This is a genomic window from Vibrio sp. QJM3NY_27, from assembly GCF_057785955.1.
In genome coordinates this window covers 805,498-822,845 of the sequence record NZ_CM173511.1, presented here as the reverse complement: position 1 = coordinate 822,845, position 17,348 = coordinate 805,498, and the positions used below count along the sequence as shown (strand labels likewise).

At 43.5% G+C, this 17,348-nt stretch carries 13 protein-coding genes and 2 pseudogenes; 7 read left to right on the top strand and 8 right to left on the bottom strand.

Annotation, left to right across the window (positions count from 1 at the left end; all coding sequences use genetic code 11):
* The first annotated feature begins 1 nt into the window (after position 1).
* The 5 genes from AC3CIA_RS03650 to lipA all read left to right on the top strand — a co-directional run bounded on the left by AC3CIA_RS03650 (position 2) and on the right by lipA (position 4,449).
* Positions 2–838 (top strand): septal ring lytic transglycosylase RlpA family protein, encoded by an 837-nt coding sequence (locus tag AC3CIA_RS03650; protein WP_488518530.1) that lies wholly within the window; start codon positions 2–4, stop codon positions 836–838.
* Between the two features lie 93 nt (positions 839–931).
* Positions 932–2,113, top strand: coding sequence for a serine hydrolase (locus AC3CIA_RS03645; protein WP_017079939.1), 1,182 nt, complete (start codon positions 932–934; stop codon positions 2,111–2,113).
* Between the two features lie 235 nt (positions 2,114–2,348).
* Positions 2,349–2,624, top strand: a complete 276-nt coding sequence (ybeD, locus tag AC3CIA_RS03640; RefSeq protein ID WP_017079938.1) for a DUF493 family protein YbeD — start codon at positions 2,349–2,351, stop codon at positions 2,622–2,624.
* A 195-nt stretch (positions 2,625–2,819) separates the two neighbouring features.
* Positions 2,820–3,479, top strand: coding sequence for a lipoyl(octanoyl) transferase LipB (lipB, locus tag AC3CIA_RS03635; RefSeq protein ID WP_017079937.1), 660 nt, complete (start codon positions 2,820–2,822; stop codon positions 3,477–3,479).
* 4 nt (positions 3,480–3,483) lie between these two features.
* Positions 3,484–4,449, top strand: coding sequence for a lipoyl synthase (gene lipA / locus AC3CIA_RS03630; protein ID WP_004735240.1), 966 nt, complete (start codon positions 3,484–3,486; stop codon positions 4,447–4,449).
* A gap of 170 nt (positions 4,450–4,619) precedes the next feature.
* On the opposite strand, the gene AC3CIA_RS03625 is transcribed toward lipA, so the two are convergent.
* The 3 genes from AC3CIA_RS03625 to AC3CIA_RS03615 form a co-directional block, all read right to left on the bottom strand.
* Positions 4,620–5,981, bottom strand: coding sequence for a sodium-dependent transporter (locus tag AC3CIA_RS03625; RefSeq protein WP_474355790.1), 1,362 nt, complete (start codon positions 5,979–5,981; stop codon positions 4,620–4,622).
* 358 nt (positions 5,982–6,339) lie between these two features.
* Positions 6,340–7,098: a YggN family protein gene (locus tag AC3CIA_RS03620; RefSeq protein WP_488518529.1), complete on the bottom strand. Its 759-nt coding sequence runs from the start codon at positions 7,096–7,098 to the stop codon at positions 6,340–6,342.
* A gap of 87 nt (positions 7,099–7,185) precedes the next feature.
* Positions 7,186–7,659 carry a GreA/GreB family elongation factor gene (locus AC3CIA_RS03615; protein ID WP_054548038.1) on the bottom strand — a complete coding sequence of 158 codons (474 nt, stop codon included), beginning with the start codon at positions 7,657–7,659 and terminating at the stop codon, positions 7,186–7,188.
* Positions 7,660–7,804: 145 nt separating this feature from the next.
* Here AC3CIA_RS03615 and AC3CIA_RS03610 point away from each other — a divergent pair, with 145 nt between their 5' ends.
* Positions 7,805–9,739: a RecQ family ATP-dependent DNA helicase gene (locus tag AC3CIA_RS03610; RefSeq protein WP_488518528.1), complete on the top strand. Its 1,935-nt coding sequence runs from the start codon at positions 7,805–7,807 to the stop codon at positions 9,737–9,739.
* Positions 9,740–9,855: 116 nt separating this feature from the next.
* On the opposite strand, the pseudogene dinB (AC3CIA_RS03605) reads toward AC3CIA_RS03610, so the two are convergent.
* Both dinB (AC3CIA_RS03605) and dinB (AC3CIA_RS03600) read right to left on the bottom strand, forming a co-directional pair.
* Positions 9,856–10,875: pseudogene (gene dinB / locus AC3CIA_RS03605) on the bottom strand (DNA polymerase IV); the annotation flags it as partial.
* Positions 10,876–11,037: 162 nt separating this feature from the next.
* Positions 11,038–12,099: a DNA polymerase IV gene (gene dinB / locus AC3CIA_RS03600; RefSeq protein ID WP_372096714.1), complete on the bottom strand. Its 1,062-nt coding sequence runs from the start codon at positions 12,097–12,099 to the stop codon at positions 11,038–11,040.
* A gap of 468 nt (positions 12,100–12,567) precedes the next feature.
* Between dinB (AC3CIA_RS03600) and AC3CIA_RS03595 the strand changes: the two are divergent.
* Positions 12,568–13,151, top strand: a pseudogene (locus AC3CIA_RS03595) (tyrosine-type recombinase/integrase).
* 408 nt (positions 13,152–13,559) lie between these two features.
* Here the strand turns inward: AC3CIA_RS03595 and AC3CIA_RS03590 are convergent.
* From AC3CIA_RS03590 to AC3CIA_RS03580, 3 genes are all read right to left on the bottom strand, one after another.
* The gene (locus tag AC3CIA_RS03590) at positions 13,560–14,786 is read right to left on the bottom strand and encodes a dipeptidase (protein WP_341634773.1); all 1,227 of its coding nucleotides are present in this window, start codon (positions 14,784–14,786) and stop codon (positions 13,560–13,562) included.
* 96 nt (positions 14,787–14,882) lie between these two features.
* The gene (locus AC3CIA_RS03585; RefSeq protein WP_341634774.1) at positions 14,883–15,830 is read right to left on the bottom strand and encodes a helix-turn-helix transcriptional regulator; all 948 of its coding nucleotides are present in this window, start codon (positions 15,828–15,830) and stop codon (positions 14,883–14,885) included.
* A 104-nt stretch (positions 15,831–15,934) separates the two neighbouring features.
* Positions 15,935–17,161 (bottom strand): membrane dipeptidase, encoded by a 1,227-nt coding sequence (locus AC3CIA_RS03580; RefSeq protein ID WP_372045661.1) that lies wholly within the window; start codon positions 17,159–17,161, stop codon positions 15,935–15,937.
* Between the last annotated feature and the right edge of the window lie 187 nt (positions 17,162–17,348).

The window sequence follows — 17,348 nt, the reverse complement described above, 5'->3', positions numbered from 1 at the left end:
GATGTCTATTACAACGTTTCCAAAAAAAGCATCTTTTGATAAGCTGCCAATCAAAAAAATAGCCTCTATCCTAGGCTTAGCGATTTTAATCAACGGCTGTTCTTCACAAAAGCCAACCGGTCGCTACGATATTGATTCAGATATTGCACCGGATGCACCTATATCGGTGGAGCACTTAGAAGACGCTCACCCTCAATATGAACCTTATAGTTTGGGCGGAAACACTAATTACACTCTGCGTGGTGAAGACTACAAGATCGTAAAAAAAACCGAAGGGTTTACCGAGAAAGGAAAAGCATCTTGGTACGGTAAGAAATTTCATGGCCATTTAACCTCAAATGGCGAGATCTACGACATGTATTCCATGTCGGCAGCGCACAAAACATTGCCGATTCCGAGCTATGTAAAAGTGACGAATACCGATAACAATAAAGCGACGATTGTTCGTATCAATGACCGAGGCCCATTCCACGAAGGCCGAATCATTGACCTTAGTTATGCGGCAGCTTACAAGCTCGATGTCTTGAGAACCGGCACCGCAAATGTTGAGATAGAAGTCATCACAGTGGCGATGCCAACCGACGCGAATAAAAAGGCCGCTTTGCCTCAATTTATTATTCAGGTCGCCACCTCTCCACATGAAGATAGGACCGAGAAGTTAGCTAAAGATCTAGGCGAAAAGCTAGCTGTAGCAACGTTCTTGCAGCCAAATGACGATAACTACCGTCTGATGCTTGGGCCATTTCATGACTATGCTCTGACTCAAGAGAAATTAGAACAAGTTAAGCTAATGGGTTACCCGTCAGCTTATATAAAAAAACACACACTAACCCGCTAATTAATCTAACAGTTACTTCTGGTAATCAGCGCTCTGGTGTGACAGAGTGATTCTGTTAATATATGAATAGTTCACCAAATAATTGCATTCAAAATGATTAAATCTAATAAACTTGTTAAATCGATTTTTGCTACTTCTGTTGCTCTTTCTGCAACGATAGCTACATCGTCATTCGCCGCTCCAATTGTAGTCCCTGATGCACCGCAAATCGCCGCTAAAGGTTTTGTTCTGATGGATTACCATTCAGGCAAAGTACTAGCAGAGAAAGAGATGAACACTCAACTTTCTCCAGCAAGTTTAACCAAGATGATGACGAGCTACGTGATCGGCCAAGAGCTAGAACGTGGCAACATCAATCTAAACGACGATGTTGTAATCAGTGAAAATGCTTGGGCTAAAAACTTCCCAGATTCATCGAAAATGTTCATTGAAGTGGGCACAACGGTTAAAGTGGAAGAACTGAACCGTGGCATCATCATTCAATCAGGCAACGATGCTACTGTTGCAATGGCTGAACATATTGCTGGTTCTGAAGATGCATTCGTTGACCTAATGAACGCATGGGCAAGCTCTATCGGCATGAAAGACACGCACTTTGCTAACGTGCACGGTCTAGACAACCCGAATCTATACTCAACACCTTATGATATGGCGCTACTTGGTCAGGCGCTGATTCGCGATGTTCCTGATGAGTACCGTATCTACTCAGAGAAAAAATTTACTTACAACGGCATCACCCAGTACAACCGTAACGGTCTGTTATGGGATAAGAGCATGAACGTTGATGGCATCAAAACGGGCCATACAAGCAAGGCAGGTTATAGCCTAGTAAGCTCAGCAACCGAGGGCAAAATGCGCCTAGTTGCTGTTGTGATGGGAACTAAAAATGCTAACGCTCGTAAAACAGAAAGCAAAAAGCTGCTTAGCTACGGCTTCCGTTTCTTCGAAACAGTGGCGCCACACACAGCCGGTGAAACCTTCGTAGAAGAGAAGATCTGGATGGGTAGCAAGGATACAGTTGCACTAGGTGTCGACGAAGATACTTTCGTTACCCTACCTCGTGGTCAAGCTAAGAACCTAAAAGCAAGCTTCGTTCTTGAAAAGGAACTAGAAGCACCAATCAGCAAAGGCGATGTTGTCGGTAAACTATTCTACCAAGTTGATGGTGAAGACGTTGCTGAATACCCACTACTTGCACTTGAAGATGTAGACCAAGGCAGCTTATTTAGTCGTCTATGGGACTACCTAGTATTGCTGTTTAAGGGTTTATTCTAAACCAGTCAAAGCTTTGCTCTAAGCAATACACAAGCTCAGTGCAAAGCTAACTCAATGAGTAAGTTCATTATTTACTCATTGACGAACTAAAAGCCGCCATGTGCGGCTTTTGTTGATCTTGAGTTCAGAGATATTTACACGTAATATTCCGCCCTATTACTCGTGTCTGTTGACCGAACACGCTTTTTATCGACATTTCGCCAATTTGCGAGAGTCTAGCCTTTTGGAGCTATTCATGAACATCAATTCTGATGCAAAACTAAAAGATCTCTTAGAGTTCCCTTGTTCATTCACTTACAAAGTAATGGGCTATGCAAAGCCAGAACTTACTGAGCTAGTGCTAGAAGTGATCCAGCGTCACGCTCCTGGTGACTACAGCCCAACGCTAAAACCGAGTGCGAAAGGTAACTACCACTCTGTTTCTATAAATATTACGGCGACTTCAATTGAGCAAGTAGAAACGCTTTATAAAGAACTGGGCGAGATAGAAATCGTTCGTATGGTTCTGTAATCTCCGATTACACATGAAAAACAGCGGCTTATTGCCGCTGTTTTTGTTTGAAGCACCCTATCTAGGTCAAATTCATTCAACTTAATTTTCAATAAATACAAAGAAAGTTGAAAAACCTTGCAGTCCGTCTGTAGTTAGAATCATGTTTCGCGTTTATAATGCGTTCACTTTATTAATCCTTGGGGGAGTGCTACTTTGCAAAATAAGCTAATCGTAAAAAAATTAGGCCGTCAGGATTACGAACCTGTATGGAAAGCCATGCATAAGTTCACAGACGAACGCACAGAAGAAGACGTAGACCAAGTTTGGTTGGTTGAACATAACCCTGTCTTCACTCAAGGACAAGCAGGCAAAGCCGAGCATGTACTAAATGCTGGTGATATCCCTGTCATTCAAAGCGATCGCGGTGGCCAAGTGACTTATCACGGCCCAGGTCAGTTAGTCGCTTACTTTTTGATTAACATCCGCCGCAAAAAATTCGGAGTACGTGATTTGGTGACTCATATTGAGAACCTCGTAATCAACACTCTGAAAGCTTACAATATAAATTCAACTGCCCGACCTGACGCTCCTGGTGTCTATGTCGATGGCAAGAAAATCTGTTCACTCGGATTACGTATTCGACGTGGCTGCTCGTTCCACGGGTTAGCACTCAACGTCGATATGGACCTGTCTCCATTCCTACGCATTAACCCATGCGGTTACCAAGGCATGGAAATGGCGCAGGTAAGCCAACTCGGCGGACCAAGTGAACTAGAAAACGTTGAGCAACAGTTAATACAAGAGCTAGTAGAACTACTCGGCTATGACCAAGTAGACATTCAAGCCACCAGTAACATTACAGCAGAAGCATAAAATCATGAGCAAACCAATCCAAATGGAAAAAGGCGTTAAATATCGTGACGCTGACAAAATGGCATTAATTCCCGTAAAGAATATGCCTGCTGAACAGAAAGAAGTTCTACGTAAGCCTGCATGGATGAAGATTAAACTTCCTTCAGACAGCCATCGTATTCAAGAAATCAAATCAGCAATGCGTAAAAACAACCTGCACTCAGTTTGTGAAGAAGCGTCTTGCCCTAACCTAGCCGAGTGTTTTAACCACGGCACGGCAACGTTTATGATTCTTGGCGCTATCTGTACTCGTCGCTGCCCGTTCTGTGATGTTGCCCATGGTCGCCCTGTTGCTCCTGAAGCAGAAGAGCCGAAGAAACTGGCTAAGACGATTAAAGACATGAAACTGAAGTACGTAGTAATCACTTCAGTTGACCGTGATGACTTGCGTGATGGCGGTGCTCAACACTTTGCTGACTGTAACCGTGAAATTCGCGAACAAAACCCAAATATTCGTATCGAAACGCTGGTACCAGACTTCCGTGGTCGTATGGACGTTGCGCTTGATCTAATGAAAGACAACCCGCCAGATGTTTTCAACCACAACCTAGAGACAGCGCCGCGTCTATACCGCAAAGCGCGTCCAGGTGCGAACTACAAATGGTCTCTTGATCTATTGAAGAAATTCAAAGAACAGCACCCAACTATCCCAACAAAATCAGGGGTGATGATGGGCCTTGGTGAGACGAAAGAAGAGATCGTTCAAGTACTGAAAGATCTTCGCGAACATGGCGTAACGATGCTGACACTAGGCCAATACCTAGCACCAAGCCGTCACCACTTACCAGTAGAACGCTACGTGCCGCCTTCTGAGTTCGATGAGCTGAAAGAAATTGCTCTAGAGCTAGGCTTCACTCACGCCGCTTGTGGTCCGTTTGTACGTTCTTCTTACCATGCAGACTTACAGGCTCAAGGTATGGAAATTAAGTAATCACGATTGCTTAACTAGAAATACGAAGGCGCTGACTATTATGTTCAGCGCCTTTTTTCTATCTTGTTCGTGCCACTTAAAAACAACAAAGCCACTCTTCATGAGTGGCTCTGTGCTTAACGTTTCAAGTTCTTATGAGGGTTTACAGAGAGTCCAGATAGGGATCAGCGTTAGCCGAAAGATGCCCAGATAACCGTTGCGACTAGGATTGGGCACACAAACTTCACATACATTGGCCAAACCTTACCAAACCGACCCAATTGGAAATCAGGGCAACCTTGCTCAAGCTCTTTCACCTTAGAAGCTCGACTCCATACCCAACCACCAAACACACAGAACATCAGTGCTGCGACCGGTTGAAGGTACTGAGTCGCTATCATCGCAACCATGCCAAACATCGCGGCAAAGTTATAAACAATCACCACACTAAACAACGCGATAACACCACCAATTACCCAGCTAGTAGGCGTTCGTCTGGTATTGAAACGCTCGCTCACTAGTGCTACGGGACCTTCAAGCATCGAAATCGATGAAGTCAGTGCTGCAATCGTTAGCAATAAGAAGAAAACAATCGCGAAGATCTGACCAAGTACGCCTAAGCTATCAAACATCAACGGCAGAACCGTAAATACTAGCGTGTCAGAGCTTAATAATGAGCCATCTTCAGCGTAGATTTGTACCCCTTTCTGCATCGCTACAAACATTGCAGGCATGACGACTAAACCCGCAATAAACGCAACAGCGGTATCGACTAAGGTAACGTTCATTGCCATTTTTGGCAGGTTCTCTTTCTTACTTAAGTAAGAGCCATAAACCAACATCGAGCAACCGCCAATAGTCAGCGAGAAGAAACCTTGCCCCATTGCCGCTAGAATCAGTTTTCTGTCCCAAACTTTCTCAAAGTCTGGAACTAGGTAATGTTTCAGGCCTTCCAGCGCGCCAGCTTGCGTCATGATGTAAACAAACAGTAAGCCAAACAAAACAAATAGCGCAGGCATCAAACGAGTCGACCATTTCTCGATGCCTTGCTTAACACCGCCCTGAACAATCAAGATAGTCAGCACATAGAATGCGACAGTGCCAAATACGTTTCGCTCAACACTGAAGCCTTTAAACCAATCAGCAGCAGCCTCTAAACCCATCAGATCAGCGACTGCACCAATTAGGAAGCAAATCAACCAACCGCCGACAATACTATAAAAGGCTAACACGGCACTTGGGACACTTAGGCCAATCCAACCGACAAATTCACCGACTTTCTTACCTAACGGATTTGTCGTCAACGAGCGCATACTATCGACAGGGTTCGCTTGACCATGGCGGCCAATCGCCATCTCAACCACCAGCATCGGGAAAGCAACCACGAAAATCATGATTAGGTAAACAAGCAGAAAAGCGCCACCACCGTTACTGGCAACTTGAGTTGGGAAACCCCAAATATTACCTAAGCCAACAGCTGCACCCGCCGCTGCTAAAATAAAACCCAAACGAGAGCTAAAATGCTCTCTTGAAGAGGAAGATTGTTGGTCCATATTGCCCGCATCAAAAATCAGTGAACTAGTTTAGAAGTACAGTAATCAAAAGCAATGATAGGTACAACCAATAAATGAACAATTCTCTAATTTTTACAATCAATGCGCTATTTACAACCGCAAAGTTAACAATCTACCGGTGTTATCGTTCGCCAAATAACGATCAGTCAAGATGTAGACCTAGGAAAACGAAGAAACGAAGAAACGAAGAAACGAAGAAACGAAGAAACGAAGAAAATATATCGGGTTAAATGCTCGTGCGGCTGAATTCATAGATCCATAAACACCTACATCCATAAGCACATACATACAAAAAGAGCACCAAACGGTGCTCTTGTTATTCATCAGTCAATTCAGATTAGATCGTGAATACTTGATAGTCTTTTAGGTTCGGAATGATTTCATGCAGCTCTTGCTCTTGTTCTGCCATCTCATCAAGTGAATCACAGAACTCATTCGCTTCCTCTTGCACTTGTTGAGAGTGTTCTTTCATTCGCTCTTCAACTTTAAGCTTTAATTCAGCCATGCTATCAGCCATTTCGGTCAGATTTAGTCCGCCGTCTTGCTTCATTTTTTCTGACATCGCATTAAAAGCGCTGGAGATAAACTCTTGGTTAAAGATCTCCTTAGCCTTTTCGAAATCTTCAGACCAACCATTGGCCATCGAATCGAAACTATTAGCCGGTAGGACTAACTCGCCATCTTTATAATAACGAGCCTCTAATTCAGCAAAGTACGTTTTCATTGATTCTTTTACATTATCAAACGACTCTGGAGAATCTAGGCTGGCAGCGATGTCATCAATAACATCATTCGCCAAGGCTAAGCTGTCATTCGCCATTTGTTTTGCGCGTGGTAAATACTCATTCATGCTGTCGCGGTATTTTTCAATTGCCGCTTGTTGGTCGGCATCAAGTGCGACCTTTTCACCATGAATATAAAGATCGTTATTGCCATCCAGAATAGCTGTATCACCATTTACTTGATGGATTTCGACTTTCTGCTCGTCAATTCGTAGTTCATTTTTCAAATCAACTCGACACTGAGCTGCAAAAGTTGGCAGGCTCACAACAGTGGTAGCCACTGTTAATGATGCAATTAATACGCTTTTTTTCATAACACCCTCTCATCAATCTGCCCAACGACTATACCGCTAGTTTATGCTTCTTTGTCAGAAAAACGTTTATATTTATAAGCCTGTCATTCAGTCAATCGATACTACTTCATAGCAAAACTGTTTATCAGCGACCCTAAACTCAATTTCATCACCGACTTCTTTGCCCATTAGAGCCTGACCAAATGGTGCATTCGACGTCACGATGGCAATCTCATTTTCGTTCCATGTAACAGAAAGCCCACCGACTCTTGGCCCTAGGAAAAAGTGCTTATGTTCATCATGTTCGTCAATGACCACAACATAGCTGCTGACGGTAATTCTTTCACTATCTCGTAATACGAGGTTTCGGTAACACTGGATGTCATCTTCACACTCTTGAACCCGCATCGCTTGTCCATGGGCAAGGTACGAGGCTTCTAACGCTAAGGTATCGTACTTGTGCTCTGGCACGGTCTCTTCATCGGTGGCAGCATCAATAGCTCGCTGAGTCGCAGATTGTGCGATGCTTAACCGGGATTCGAGTTGCTCTAAGATTATTTGGCGAAGCTCAGACTTATTCATACTATTGGGGTGCTTTTCTATAGGAGCTACAGAATAGAATTAGGTACAATCAGGTGCAAGACATTTGATTCATCAAGCGACGCTATCATGAATGGACGCTCGCTTTATCATCAATACGACACTTAATAATTCAGGTAGAACATAAATGATTGAGCAGAAGTTAAAACAAGTATTCGGATTCGACTCACTGCGTAATGGGCAAAAGCAAGTCATTGATAATGTTCTATCTGGTCATTCGACGGCGGCCATATTCCCAACCGGATCAGGTAAGTCGCTTTGCTATCAATTGCCAGCGCTAGCATTGCCACATTTAACCTTAGTGATATCGCCACTGTTAGCTTTAATGAAAGACCAGCTCAGCTTCTTGCACAGCAAAGGCATTAGCGCAGCTGCAATCGAATCAAGCCAAGACAGACAAACCACCCAACAAGTGATGCAGTCGGTACGTAACGGAGACACCAAGATCCTCATGATCTCCGTTGAACGCTTGAAGAACGAACGCTTTCGCCAGTTTATCTCCCAAGTGCCGATCTCGTTACTGGTGGTCGATGAAGCGCACTGTATTTCAGAATGGGGACATAACTTTAGACCAGACTACCTAAAGCTTCCCCAGTACCAAAAACAACTCAATATTCCTCAGGTACTGCTGCTGACAGCAACCGCGACCACATCAGTTATCCAAGATATGAAGTCTAAGTTTGATATCGATGAAGATCGAGTTGTCGTTACCGGTTTCTATCGTGAAAACCTTGACCTCTCAATTCAACCTTGCGAGCAAACCAGCAAACTAGAAACCTTGTGCAACGTCGTTAATCAAGCTTCTCTTGCTCCGACTATTGTTTATGTCACCCTTCAACAAACAGCAGAGATGGTGGCTCAGCAACTTCGTAACGCTGGCGTAAATGCTGTTGCTTATCATGCAGGTCTTAAGCCTGAAAACCGAGATGTAATTCAACATCAATTCATGAATGATGACGTGAACTGTATCGTGGCCACCATTGCGTTTGGTATGGGCGTCGATAAATCCAACATTCGCCGAGTCATCCACTTTGATTTACCTAAATCGATAGAGAACTACTCGCAAGAGATCGGTCGAGCAGGCCGAGATGGCCAGCCTTCAGAATGTATTCTTCTCGCCAACAAGTACGGCCTCAGTACACTAGAGAACTTCGTATTTGGCGATACGCCAGACAACATATCGACCCAAGCAGTATTGAAAGAAATCTACGAAAATCAAAACATTGGCGTTTCTGGCTCAAACCAATGGGAGATTATGCTTAACCAGCTATCACGTGAATCCAACGTTCGTCAGTTACCGCTAAAAACGCTACTGGTGTATCTTGAAATTGAAGGTGTAATTGAGCCGAAGTACAGCTACTTTGCTGACTACAAATTTAAGTTCGTTCGCCCGAAACAGCAGATCACCGAACAGTTCCAAGGCGAACGTCGTCATTTTGTCGAAGCGATTTTCCAGTGCTCGCCTCAAGCCAGAGTCTGGTGCCAAGTCGACTTCGATGCGCTGTGGACACATTTCCAGACAGATCGTCAACGTGTGATTGCGGCAATCGATTATTTCAATGAACAAGGTTGGATTGAGTTGGAAAGTAAGCAGATCACAGATGTATATGCGATCCACAACACCTCTGAAGACATGATGCAGTTATCGGAACGTCTAACTGAATTGTTTAAAGAAAAAGAGAACAGTGAAATAAACCGTCTTAACCAAATGCTGAGCTTCTTTGAGGCAGACACTTGTCTAAGCTCACGCCTAGCGAGCTACTTTGCCGATGATAAGGCACCAAAAAAATGTGGTCATTGCTCGGTATGCCGTGGTGAGGTGGCAATATTACCAACCGTCGATGTTGAACCCGTTGACGACGAAACCGTAATGACATGGATTCATGAATTTGTATCTAAGAGCCAACAATTGATCACCGACGAAGCCATTACGCGTTTTCTATGCGGAATAGCAACCCCGCTTTCAACCAAGCTTAAAGCCAGCAAAATGGTCGGTTATGGTAAGCTAGAACAGCAACCATTCAGTGATACCTTAGCGCGAGTTAAGCAACTTCCTAGGTAAGGCATCTCACGTATTGATATAGAAACTGGCTAGGCTATGAAGTCTAGTCAGTGCACATCTCATTACTCTCTATTCTCACTTACCCTCTATTCTTATTGCTCTCTAAACAAGACAGCCTAAAAGAAACTCAACTGACGCATCTGGTCTTTGGGTTGTAGCATCACGCTCAAACCAAGCAGGCGTATTTCTCGCCCTTGTTGTCTTTTCAGTATTTCACTTAACAGTTCTTTGAAGTGTTCGCGATCAAGAGAGGCGTGTATGTGTTCAATTGTGGTTTGCTGGAAATCGGCGAACTTGAGCTTAATACCCTGCTTGATGATCGCTTTACTTGGGCTGGCTTTTTCGAGACGAGTTTCAAGCTCAGGAAACAGCTTATCTTCGATCACCTGCCAACATTCCTCGTAGGTAGAAATGTTTTGAGTAAAGGTGCGCTCCACACCTACCGATTTTCGTTCACGTTCGATGATAACTTCTCGGTCATCAACTCCATGACTGCGCTTCCATAGTGATGCACCTTGACGGCCAAACCTGAGCAATAGATCGCGATAATCAGACTCCTTAATATCCTTACAAGTAAAGAAGCCTGCTTGATGCAGTTTTTCGATACTGACCTTGCCAACACCGGGAATCTTTTCGAGTGGGAGCTCATCAATCACGGCTTGTACGTCTTGTGGAGGAATCACAAACTGTCCGTTAGGTTTGTTCATATCTGACGCTACTTTCGCTAGAAACTTTATTGGAGCGATGCCAGCCGAAGCGGTCAAGTTGAGTTCATTCCAGATATCGTGACGAATCGCCTCTGCAATCAGTGTGGCCGAACCATGACATTGCTTGGAATCGGTGACATCAAGGAAAGCTTCATCCAAAGAAAGAGGTTCGATGATGGATGTGTATCGAGAAAAAATTTCGCGGATCTTTTTCGATATATCGACGTAGACCGACATTCTCCCAGGGACAACCAACAGGTTGGGGCAAAGCTGCAGCGCTTTTCCTGTTGGCATTGCAGAACGAATACCAAACTTGCGAGCTTCGTAATTACATGTACTCAAAACCCCGCGCTGTTTTTCATGTCCCCCGACGGCGAGCGGGCGATTTCTATAAGATGGGTTATCTCGCATTTCTACAGCTGCGTGGTAAGACTATCGGGTAAAAAATGTAAATTTTAGTGAGATAATGAGCAAATAATTTTTAAAAATATATAGTTAAACTAAAAAATATACTTACATAATCCACTTACAGAAAATTCACGAGATTCGTAAGATAAATGCCTCGCAAACGCTTCATTTACACTTACATTTTCACCACTTGAGGGTCATCTGGGTGTTGGACTGACCTTCCTGAGGTTCTAACCCTACACTTAATCCAATAAGACGAATTCCTCGGCCATTAGCTCGCGCCCAAGCTTTTTTTAATAAAGCAGAGAAAAAAGCTTTATCAAGACTGATTTGTTTATGTTCAACCGTTGTTTGCTGGAAGTCATCGAATTTAAGTTTAAGACCCTGACGGATTATTCTTTTATCATGAGAAACCTTACTGAATCGTCTCACTAGTTCATCATATAGTGATTCAATAACTTCTAGGCATTCTGATTCAGTCAGAATATCTTGAGCAAATGTCCGTTCAACACCAAGGGATTTTCTAATTCTTGTTGGTGTTACCTCTCGACGATCAATTCCATGGCAGCGCTCCCATAGGGAACTGCCAAACTTACCAAAATGTTTGAGTAACATGTGTTGGTCGTAATTTTTAACATCAATACCTTGGTACAAACCAAGGTTATGCAGCTTCTCCAGTGTTACCTTACCAACACCGGGAATTAAGCCTAATTCTAGATCGTCAACAAATCTGTCTATTTCATCTGGAGTTACGACACAAATTCCGTTTGGTTTATTAATATCGGAAGCGACCTTTGCAACAAATTTGATAGGGGCTATTCCGGCACTGGCCGTAAGGTTTAATTCTGATTCAATGGCCTTTCGAATATCCTCTGCGATTAATGTTGCCGACCCCCTAAATAGTTGAGAATCTGTCACATCAAGGTAAGCCTCATCAAGCGATATAGGCTCAATAAGGTCGGTATAACGAGCAAAGATTGCATGGATCTGCTTGGATACAGCCTTATACTTTTCCATATCTCCACCTATAACCATTAGATTTGGGCATAGTTTCAGAGCATGAGCGGTCGCCATTGCAGAGCGAACACCATATTTTCGCGCAATATAGTTACATGTTGAGATCACACCACGCTGATTCTGGGAGCCACCAATCGCCAATGGTATATCCCTTAACTCAGGATAATCTCTCATTTCAACTGCGGCATAGTAACAGTCAAGGTCTATGTGTATGATTTTTTTCAGCATTTTCATTACACCCAAAACACAGGCAACCAAGTACTTAAAGTCACCATTAGCTTTATGTTACCCAAAAGCTCATTACAAACAAACTGAGCTCCACAAATATCCTCATTATTATACTGTATATCCAACCAGCTATCGAGAAGTATATCTACAAAGAAAATTTGCCAGTGGGAGTAAGGATGCTTACCATCACAGAATTTTCGGCTAAGTCACTAATTTTACGACCAATAGTAAAAACCTCGCTAAGAGCCAAGACTTTACCCTACGTCTTTCTGGGTCATAGATACTGTAAAGATGTGAGTCACTTTTGCCCCAAGATGAGTTTCAAATGGATTTGTAAATACCTATTTCAATTCGTCTTCCATTAGTTTAATTAATGATTATTCCCTTCGGATTAATCAGTGCATGAAGCAAGGATACAATAGTTCACTTGCTATGGTTTAAATTCCTAAACCATGCAAGGATCTCATCATGCAAGTACTTAACAAAAATCGTTTAACTGGAGTCAAAAAGCCATTCAGGTTAGAGGAAATTTGGCGTATACGAACAAGGTTAGAAATTGAGGGAAACCTCATGCAATTGGCACTTCTAAATCTGGCTATTGATAGTAAGCTAAGAGCAAGTGATTTATTAAACCTTCATGTCTATGACGTATCATCTCAAGGTTCTATTTTTGAACGGGTCCATTGCGTACAGCAGAAAACTAAAACAAGTGTTCACCACGAACTCAACAAAGCCTTAGCCACTGGCTTATCACAAGTAATCTTGAACCTGAAAGTTTTTTATTTCCTAGTTGTAGGCACAAGAACCAACCCATTAGCTATTCGTATTATCGAGCTATAATTCGTCAATGGGCAAAAAAACTTGGTTTAAATGCTGATAGTTACGGAACTCACTCGATGAGACGAACCAAAGCTACATTAGTCTATGCAAAAACAAAAAATATCCGTGCGGTTCAACTTTTACTTGGACATGCAAAGGTAGATAACACGATCCGCTACCTTGGTGTGGAATTAGAAGACGCACTGTTACTTTCAGAAGGCACTGATTGTTAGTCGAAACGAACCCTATTTCGTAGGGTTCACCTTCCTCCAATTGAATACTAAATTTTTTGCCAATGTTTAACTCTCCGCTTAATGGTTTGACAGGAGTAAGCTCAATGAGTCTCTGTAAAGGTGGTTCGTGATGACTATCGGACAGAGCCTTTTGAAGCAGCTTTGTAAAGGCAGAAAATGACGTAAATTACGCTGAGTTCGTCTCACGTAGATAGGAACAGGGACATCACACTTCAGTAATAAAGCATCTTTCACTCCATAGTTAAACTGCTCAACAAAGGTAATAGCCGCATACTGTAGACTGGATTGATCAATCCAAGTTCTCCTATTTATTATGATTGAATAATAAAAACGCTCACATCATTTTAGCTGTGAGCATTACTTTTATAGTCTGGAATTAGGCCCGTTTTATTTCCATGTTTGCCCATAAACTCGCATTAGGTTGCCGCCGAATAGCTTGGCTAAATCATCATTCGAATAACCCATTGCCCATAAGCTATCGACGACACCTGCGATGTGTTTTGACAGTTCAGCACAGCCTGTAGAACCTTTGTTAAAGGCATTAACCATGTAGCCGTTATCCGCGTACTTATCTGGGTTAGCGATGGTGAAAGGAACGACTTTCGCTGTGGTCATCATATCATCGGTTGCGATGCCCACATGTTCAATCCCTGCTACTTGCACTGCGCCATCAATCATCTCTGCAAATTGCTTAGGCGTAATATCTTCAGGCCACACACCATCCATCATCCACTCGGTTGCGGTCACAGCGATAACACCGCCCATGTTAGCAACAGTTTTCGCTTGTTCGTCAGAAATAAGGCGGTAACAAGCGGCTAGGCGAAAGTCTGGATCACCTTTTTTCAGGTTCTTCTGCGCCATACGCTTTTCTGTTTCCGTCAGTGTTTCATGTGGTTCACAACCATAAGTAGAGGCGATTGGTGAGTGTGAGTAGATGACAGGCACACCTTTATGGTGTTTCTGCATGTAGTCAGTAATGCCTTGCGTTGTGTAATGAGAAGTATGAGAAAGGTCGACGGTAATGCCATGCTCAACCATCTCATCAAGTACTTCTTTACCAAACTCAGTCAAACCACTGGTATCACCGTTGATCATTGAAATCACACCAGAACCCGTCAGTTCGGTTTCGTTGTAGGTAAGCTGCATGGTTTTGACGCCATACTCCGCCATGACTGCCACGTTTGCTGCGTCGCCCTCTAACGGCATGGTGGTTTGGCTTGCCCACATAATCGCGTATTCACCGTTGTCGTGCGCTTTTTGAAAGTCATCGACACTCTTAACGTAACGAATCGGTGTTTTTGCCGCAGAAGAGGCTTTGGTCCATTTTCCATGCTCTGATTTAAACGCAAGCAGGTTCGGTGTATGTGGTGCACCAAGGGTAACAGAAGCGCCGGTGATGCCACGCTCATGAGCTAAATCAATGTAGTTCGCTACTTCAGAATCTTTGCTAAACCCTGTACCGCTTGGCGAGGCATAGAAGTCGAGCACAATATTGTCAGCAACGTACTGCTTGGCTTCTTTAGATGCAAATTGGTGCCAATCTTTGGTCTCAATTGATGCGTGTGCATTAAAGGTTGCTGCGGAGATTAACGTTGCGATAAGTAGCTTTTTCATCTGTTTGCCCTCGAATTAGTTTACGAGTGCAAATATATCGATTTGAAATGGCCAAAATGTGCAATTTACGACAATGTATGACAGCGCAGTGAATTGTTAAGGTTGTCGAGTCTGTTTAAGCCATTGCAGTGGCGTTGTGTTCTCAGATTTTCTAAAGGCTCGGATAAATTGAGAGGTGTCAGCATAGCCAAGATGTTCTGCCACATCAGAAATCGAGGCATTGCGCTCAACTAAGACTCGTTTTGCAAAAGTGATGTTTAGTGACTCTTTGATTCTTCTGAACGTATAACCCTCGCTCTTTAAATATCGCTGAACAGTGCGCTCATTGACCTCAATGATTTGGCTCAGTTGTTCAATAGAGAGGTTCTCTCGCCCAATATAGCCTTCAAGCACAGCGGAGATCTGGTCTGCATAATTGCGCGGTTCACTATGAAACACTGCGGGATAAGTGACATTGAGGTTTGATTCAAGCTTAACGGTCTGCTCGTAGAAAAGAGCGGTGGACTGCTGGCCTAAGAACTGGGGCGTGCGACTGTCGATGTTGAGCTGCTCAAGGTCAGAGGCATGAGTGTGCTTCAAGTGATATTTAATCGGTGCGCCTATATGGGCATCTATCCTTTTACAGCAACAGTGCACGGTGACTAACAAGTAGAGCTCAGCCAAGAACGGAGACGAGCTTTGTTGCGGTGTTTCAAGTTCTACTGAGTAAGAACTGGCGCTTTCATTTAAGGTAATGGAATGGACAGGTATGTATTCTACAAGGTGCTGTAATAAAGGTATTTTTTGATCATTGGTAGGTAGAGTTTGCTCAATGAACCTTTCCGCAGACTGCTGCATTAGTGCGATGAATGTTGTAGAGGGTAACTTATCATGCGCCTCTTTAAGTAACGTCGAAAAGGCAGAAAATGACGTGAACTGAGTTGAACTGGTTTCTAAATAAATAGGAACGTTGGCACTTTTCACCAATGGCCAAACATCATTTACTTCACGTTTGAGAGACTCAATAAAAGTAATGACTGCGTATTTATGGATCAGAGGGATCAACTCACACTCTCCTATCTCAACTTTTGTGGCTATTCACATACTAAAACGCTCACAATGTTTGATTGTGAGCGTTAAGTCTTGTTACGAAAAAGAGCGGTTAGACTCTATTTCCAAGTTTGCTCATAAACGCGTAATAGGTTACCACCGAATAGCTTAGCGAGGTCGTCATTTGAGTAACCCATCGCCCATAAACTATCAACAACGCCTGCGATGTGTTTTGACAACTCAGCACAGCCCGTCGCCCCTTTGTTAAAAGCACTGACCATGTAGCCGTTGTCTGCATACTTATCTGGATTTGCAATGGTGAAAGGCACGACTTTCGCTGTGGTCATCATATCATCGGTTGCGATACCGACATGATCAATACCAACCACTTTGACGGCTCCATCAATCATTTCTGCAAACTGCTTAGGTGTAATGTCTTCAGGCCAAACACCATCCATCATCCACTCAGTCGCGGTCACTGCAATAACACCGCCCATATCAGCCACTGTTTTAGCCTGCTCATCCGAAAGTAGGCGGTAACAAGCCGCTAGACGAAAATCTGGGTCACCTTTTTTGAGGTTCTTCTTCGCCATGCGCTTCTCTGTTTCCGTCAAGGTCTCGTGTGGTTCACAGCCATAAGTCGAGGCGATAGGAGAGTGAGAGTAGATGACAGGGACACCTTTATGGTGTTTCTGCATGTAGTCTGTAATGCCTTGCGTAGTGTAGTGAGATGTGTGAGAAAGGTCGATGGTAATACCGTGTTTCACCATCTCATCAAGTACTTCTTTACCAAACTCAGTCAAACCACTGGTATCTCCGTTGATCATTGAAATCACGCCAGAGCCTGTCAGTTCGGTTTCGTTGTAAGTGAGCTGCATGGTTTTGACGCCATACTCAGCCATGACTGCCACGTTTGCTGCATCGCCCTCTAACGGCATGGTGGTTTGGTTTGCCCACATGATGGCGTACTCGCCATTGTCGTGCGCTTTTTGAAAATCATCGACGCTCTTAACGTAACGAATCGGTGTTTTTGCTGAAGAAGACGCTTTAGTCCATTTTCCGTGCTCAGATTTAAACGCAAGCAGGTTAGGTGTATGTGGTGCGCCAAGGGTCACCGATGCGCCAGTGATGCCACGCTCATGAGCCAAATCAATATAGTTCGCCACTTCAGAATCTTTGCTAAAACCTGTACCGCTTGGAGAAGCGTAGAAGTCGAGTACGATGTTGTCGGCGACATATCTTTGAGCGTCTTTAGATGCAAATTCGTGCCAATCTTTGGTTTCAACAGATGCGGTTGCCGCAGTAGAGAGCGAGGCAATGGTCGTCGCAAGGAGTAATTTACGCATGGTAGTCCCTTATCCAATATGTGTAATGTTTAATAATTGTTTTATTTGATTGTATTGAAATAGTTAATAATTTCAACTAAGTATAGAGCATTATTTAGTATATTAAGTGACGTGTGAGTTATAGTTTGAGCAATGGGAAGGATAAGAGCGCAATGTTTGAGGCTCGTCACTAAAGGCTTAGGAAAGT